This is a genomic window from Algibacter sp. (genome assembly GCF_049667265.1).
GTDB lineage: Bacteria > Bacteroidota > Bacteroidia > Flavobacteriales > Flavobacteriaceae > Algibacter_B.
In genome coordinates this window covers 1-4,210 of sequence record NZ_JBATHX010000286.1, presented here as the reverse complement: position 1 = coordinate 4,210, position 4,210 = coordinate 1, and the positions used below count along the sequence as shown (strand labels likewise).

Genomic DNA, 4,210 nt, shown 5'->3' with positions numbered 1-4,210 from the left:
GCGACTCGTTTGAGTCGCTTTTTTTGTTTCTAATCTTAATTTATATGCTTACTTGAGTTTTAATTTTAGAGCATCATGAGAAAAAGATTTTATTCCAACTAGCCCAACTTTTGTTTCACCTTTCTTTATAACACTTCCATAAATATTGTAATCGGATATTTCCTGTTTAAATTTTTTGTTTGCTGAACCAGCAGCAATCATATTACCCGCCGCCAAACCTGGACCTAAAATTAATCCAATAGGTGTTGAACTGGTAGTTTCTTGATACCCATTTTTAGTTTCAGTAGTATACAAATTAACCGGAGTTAATAATAAATATAACAAATGTGTAGCAGGACTTTGTTTAAGAGAAACAAAAGTTTTGTCTAGGTCCAAAATATGAATATCACTTCCATTTGCATAAACTAAACTAAAATCTTTACCAATAACTAAATCTCTATCAGTATCGTTAGTGATTTTTAACGCTACTAATTTTACACCTTTTTTTACTTCTTTTTTTGCATATTTTTTATCTAGCAAATCATATTTATATTCTAACTTAAGTCCTTCTGCTTCGCTTTCAGACAAATAATTAACAGAATTGGGGTTAATATTTTTATATGCCGAAGCACAACTAAATAAGGAAATAATAACAACTATTAATAAAGCTAATTTGATAACTCTCATACGTTTTAATTTAAATTAGCTATAAATGTACCGTTTGTGAGTTTTTAAAGCATGACAATTATCATTACATCCCAATATTATTTTTCTTAGGCTAAGATTCTAGAGCATTTATATCATTAATTAATTACACGGAATGAATTTCAACACCTATTCTCATTTCTATAATAAATACATTGCCTTCATTATTCATATTGAAAGAAAACTTAGATTATTTATTTTTCAATGAATTATTCGTATTTTTATAATGGTTTTCTATACAAAATTTAGCAATGTCGAATTTATTTGAATCAAACGAAATATTAAAAAAGCTACCTGAGCATTTAAAACAGTTTATTAAACCGCAAAATTATACGGATTATTCTGCAATTGATCAAGCTGTTTGGCGCTACGTGATGCGTAAAAATGTTGACTTTTTAAGTAAAGTGGCTCATAAATCTTATTTGGAAGGCTTAAAACAAACGGGGATTTCTGTAGATAATATTCCGAACATGTATGGCATGAACCGCATTTTGAAAGATATTGGTTGGGCTGCCGTTGCAGTTGATGGATTTATTCCGCCAAATGCATTTATGGAATTTCAAGCCTATAATATTCTTGTCATTGCGAGTGATATCAGACAATTAGAGCACATTGAGTACACGCCAGCTCCAGATATTATTCATGAAGGCGCAGGTCATGCACCCATTATTGCAAATCCGGAATACGCCGAATATTTAAGACGATTTGGTGAAATTGGTTGTAAGGCTATTTCATCATCTAAAGATTATGAATTATATGAAGCAGTCAGGTATTTATCAATTATTAAGGAAGCGCCAAATTCTTCAGAAATAGATATCGCTTCCGCGGAAAAAAAAGTAGCATATTTACAACAAAATATGGGCAAACCAAGTGAAATGGCGCTCATTCGAAATTTACATTGGTGGACGGTTGAATACGGTTTAATAGGCACGCTTGAAAATCCAAAAATATATGGCGCAGGATTGTTATCATCCATAGGTGAAAGCGCATGGTGTATGACCAAAGAGGTCGAGAAGCTTCCATATAATATTGACGCTACTTACAAAGACTTCGATATTACAAAACCGCAACCTCAACTATTTGTAACACCCGATTTTGCTCATTTAAGTTTAATTCTAGAAGAATTTGCAAATACTATGGCATTGCGAAAAGGTGGTTTATCTGGAATTAATAAATTAATTGAATCAAATGCATTAGGAACCATTGAATTGAGTACAGGTCTACAAATTTCTGGATTATTCAATGCTGTTATTGAACATGAAAATAAGCCCATTTACATTCAAACTACAGGAAAAACTGCGTTAGCCTATCGCGAAAAAGAACTGGTTGGTCATGGTACAATAACCCATTCTAAAGGTTTTGGCTCGCCCATTGGAAAACTAAAAGGTATTAATCTTGCTATTGAAGATATGAGTCCGCGTGATTTATCGGCTTATCATATTTACGAAGAAAAAACAGTCACACTTGAATTTGAAGGCGGTATTAAAGTTTCAGGTGAAATCATAACAGGGAAACGAAATCTTCAAGGAAAAATAATTCTAATTAGTTTTAAAAATTGCACGGTTACACATAATAAATCTGTGTTATTTAAACCAAAATGGGGTATTTATGATATGGCTGTTGGTAAAGAAGTCGTTTCTGCATTTTCAGGACCTGCTGATTTAAATAGTTTTGACTTAATGACGCATAAAACATCATCAAACACCGTTCATATAAAAAAAACAAAAAAACGATTAGCACTAGAAGCTTTATACCAACAGGTTAGAGATTATAGAGATGGCATAAATAAAACCATTTCTAGAACCAAAGTTTTAGATCAGCTTATTGAAAAACATCCCAACGATTGGCTGCTACCTGTTGAACTTTATGAATTGGCCTTTTTAGGAAATGAAATTGATCTGTGTGAAAAAATATTGAAGCATTTAGAATCTATAAAACAAAATAAACCTGAATTTGGGAGATTGATTGATGATGGATTGGCGATTATTCGAGGTAAAAAAGTTAGGAGTTAGAAAAATCCTAAAACAGTTTCAAAACCACCAATTATTTAGAGTTACCTAAACCGCTTTAAAGTATCTTTTGTAAACTTACTTAAAACAAGTTTTCCACTTATTTCTGCACGCTCTTCCAGCAAATCATCCCAATTTTCAGTACCCTTCCAAAACACTTTTTTCATTTCATTTAAGGCTTCAGGATTATAACTTGCTAATTTTTTTGCTAGTTCATTTACAGCTTCATCTAAACCTTTAGTAGTTTCGAACACTTCAGCATACAAACCTTTTTCTTTTGCAAATGCAGATGTAAAAAAAGTTTCTGCATCTATAGTCATTTGAGACATAGCAGCAACACCAATTTTTCTAGAAACCGCCGGCTCTATCACAAAAGGACCAATACCAATACTCAATTCACTTAAACGGATTGAAGCATATTGCGTTGCCAAACAATAATCAGTCGCAGCTGCTAAACCTACACCGCCACCAACTGTTTTTCCTTGTACTCGCCCAATAATTAATTTCGGGCATTTACGCATGGCATTAACTACGTTTGCAAACCCTAAGAAAAATTGTTTTCCAGACGTTTCATTGTCAATTTCAATAACTTCATTAAAACTAGCACCCGCACAAAACGTTCTGTCTCCTCCACTTTTCAAAACAATAACTTTAGCAGAATCATTATTACCCGCCTCAATAATGGTTTGTTCTAGTTTTAACAAAACATCACTAGGCATAGAGTTTCTATTCGGGTGAAAAAACTCCACAAAACCAACATTATCCTCAATTGTAAGCGTTACATAAGCTTCCATAAATACTCAATTTTCTAAACGATGAATATACATAAAATTTCAATGAATTGTAATGCAACTTTTGTTACTAATGCTTTAAAAAAAATTAAGGTAATTTGCATAAAAAATAAAACAATGGGCTTATTAAACTTACTTTTTGGTAAAAAAAACAATATGATAAACGATTTTCAAACAAGAGGTGCCATCATTTTAGATGTGCGTACAGCGAATGAATTCAGCCAAGGTGCTATCGCAGGTTCTAAAAACATTCCCTTACAAATTATCAATTCTAAAATTAGTGAAATAAAAAAATACAACAAACCAGTAATTACTTGTTGCGCTAGTGGTATGCGCTCTGGAAGTGCTGCATTAATTTTAAAAAACAACGGCATTGAAGCTGTTAATGGCGGTGGCTGGATGAGTTTAAACGGTAAGCTATAATTTTAATCCTTTTAAATCTTCAATAGAGCGCATTGGGTTTTCATGATAATTTAAAGTCCACCCTAGTGAGTTTGTTAGGATATAAAATTTTGAAAGTTCGCTAATTAATCTGTTTTTAGCATTGGCTTTTAAATCTGATGCTTCAATCTTTTTTAATAAAGATTTATTTACGGTGCTTTTAATATCGTTATAATCTTTAGCTTCAAAAGGATTTAAATAATCTGCTTGAACATCATAATATTCCAGATCTGGATTTATTTTTATTTCTTCATCTGGAATACTTAATATGGTAAGTTTTTTATT

General features: G+C 32.0%; 5 protein-coding genes. 2 read left to right on the top strand and 3 right to left on the bottom strand.

Features of this window, described 5'->3' with window-relative positions; all coding sequences use genetic code 11:
* Nucleotides 1-48: 48 nt before the first annotated feature.
* Nucleotides 49-666 carry a hypothetical protein gene (locus WBN21_RS10650; RefSeq protein WP_424200107.1) on the bottom strand — a complete coding sequence of 206 codons (618 nt, stop codon included), beginning with the start codon at nucleotides 664-666 and terminating at the stop codon, nucleotides 49-51.
* A 269-nt stretch (nucleotides 667-935) separates the two neighbouring features.
* Here WBN21_RS10650 and WBN21_RS10645 point away from each other — a divergent pair, with 269 nt between their 5' ends.
* Nucleotides 936-2,696: an aromatic amino acid hydroxylase gene (locus tag WBN21_RS10645; protein ID WP_424200105.1), complete on the top strand. Its 1,761-nt coding sequence runs from the start codon at nucleotides 936-938 to the stop codon at nucleotides 2,694-2,696.
* A gap of 41 nt (nucleotides 2,697-2,737) precedes the next feature.
* Here WBN21_RS10645 and WBN21_RS10640 read toward each other — a convergent pair whose 3' ends face one another.
* Entirely contained in the window at nucleotides 2,738-3,487 is a 750-nt protein-coding gene (locus tag WBN21_RS10640; protein ID WP_424200104.1) for an enoyl-CoA hydratase/isomerase family protein, read from the bottom strand.
* Between the two features lie 114 nt (nucleotides 3,488-3,601).
* On the opposite strand from WBN21_RS10640, the gene WBN21_RS10635 reads away from it, so the two are divergent.
* Nucleotides 3,602-3,907 carry a rhodanese-like domain-containing protein gene (locus WBN21_RS10635; protein ID WP_424200102.1) on the top strand — a complete coding sequence of 102 codons (306 nt, stop codon included), beginning with the start codon at nucleotides 3,602-3,604 and terminating at the stop codon, nucleotides 3,905-3,907.
* Here the strand turns inward: WBN21_RS10635 and WBN21_RS10630 are convergent.
* On the bottom strand, nucleotides 3,902-4,210 hold a 309-nt coding region (locus WBN21_RS10630; protein WP_424200100.1), incomplete at its 5' end, for a DUF4230 domain-containing protein. The two genes, WBN21_RS10635 and WBN21_RS10630, sit on opposite strands and share 6 nt — an antisense overlap.

What these genes read in the sequence shown, in the direction of transcription:
- WBN21_RS10645 (WP_424200105.1), top strand. Translation starts at nt 936, where the DNA reads ATGTCGAATTTATTTGAATCAAACGAAATATTAAAAAAGCTACCTGAG.
- WBN21_RS10635 (WP_424200102.1), top strand. Translation starts at nt 3,602, where the DNA reads ATGGGCTTATTAAACTTACTTTTTGGTAAAAAAAACAATATGATAAAC.
- WBN21_RS10650 (WP_424200107.1), bottom strand. Translation starts at nt 666, where the DNA reads ATGAGAGTTATCAAATTAGCTTTATTAATAGTTGTTATTATTTCCTTA.
- WBN21_RS10640 (WP_424200104.1), bottom strand. Translation starts at nt 3,487, where the DNA reads ATGGAAGCTTATGTAACGCTTACAATTGAGGATAATGTTGGTTTTGTG.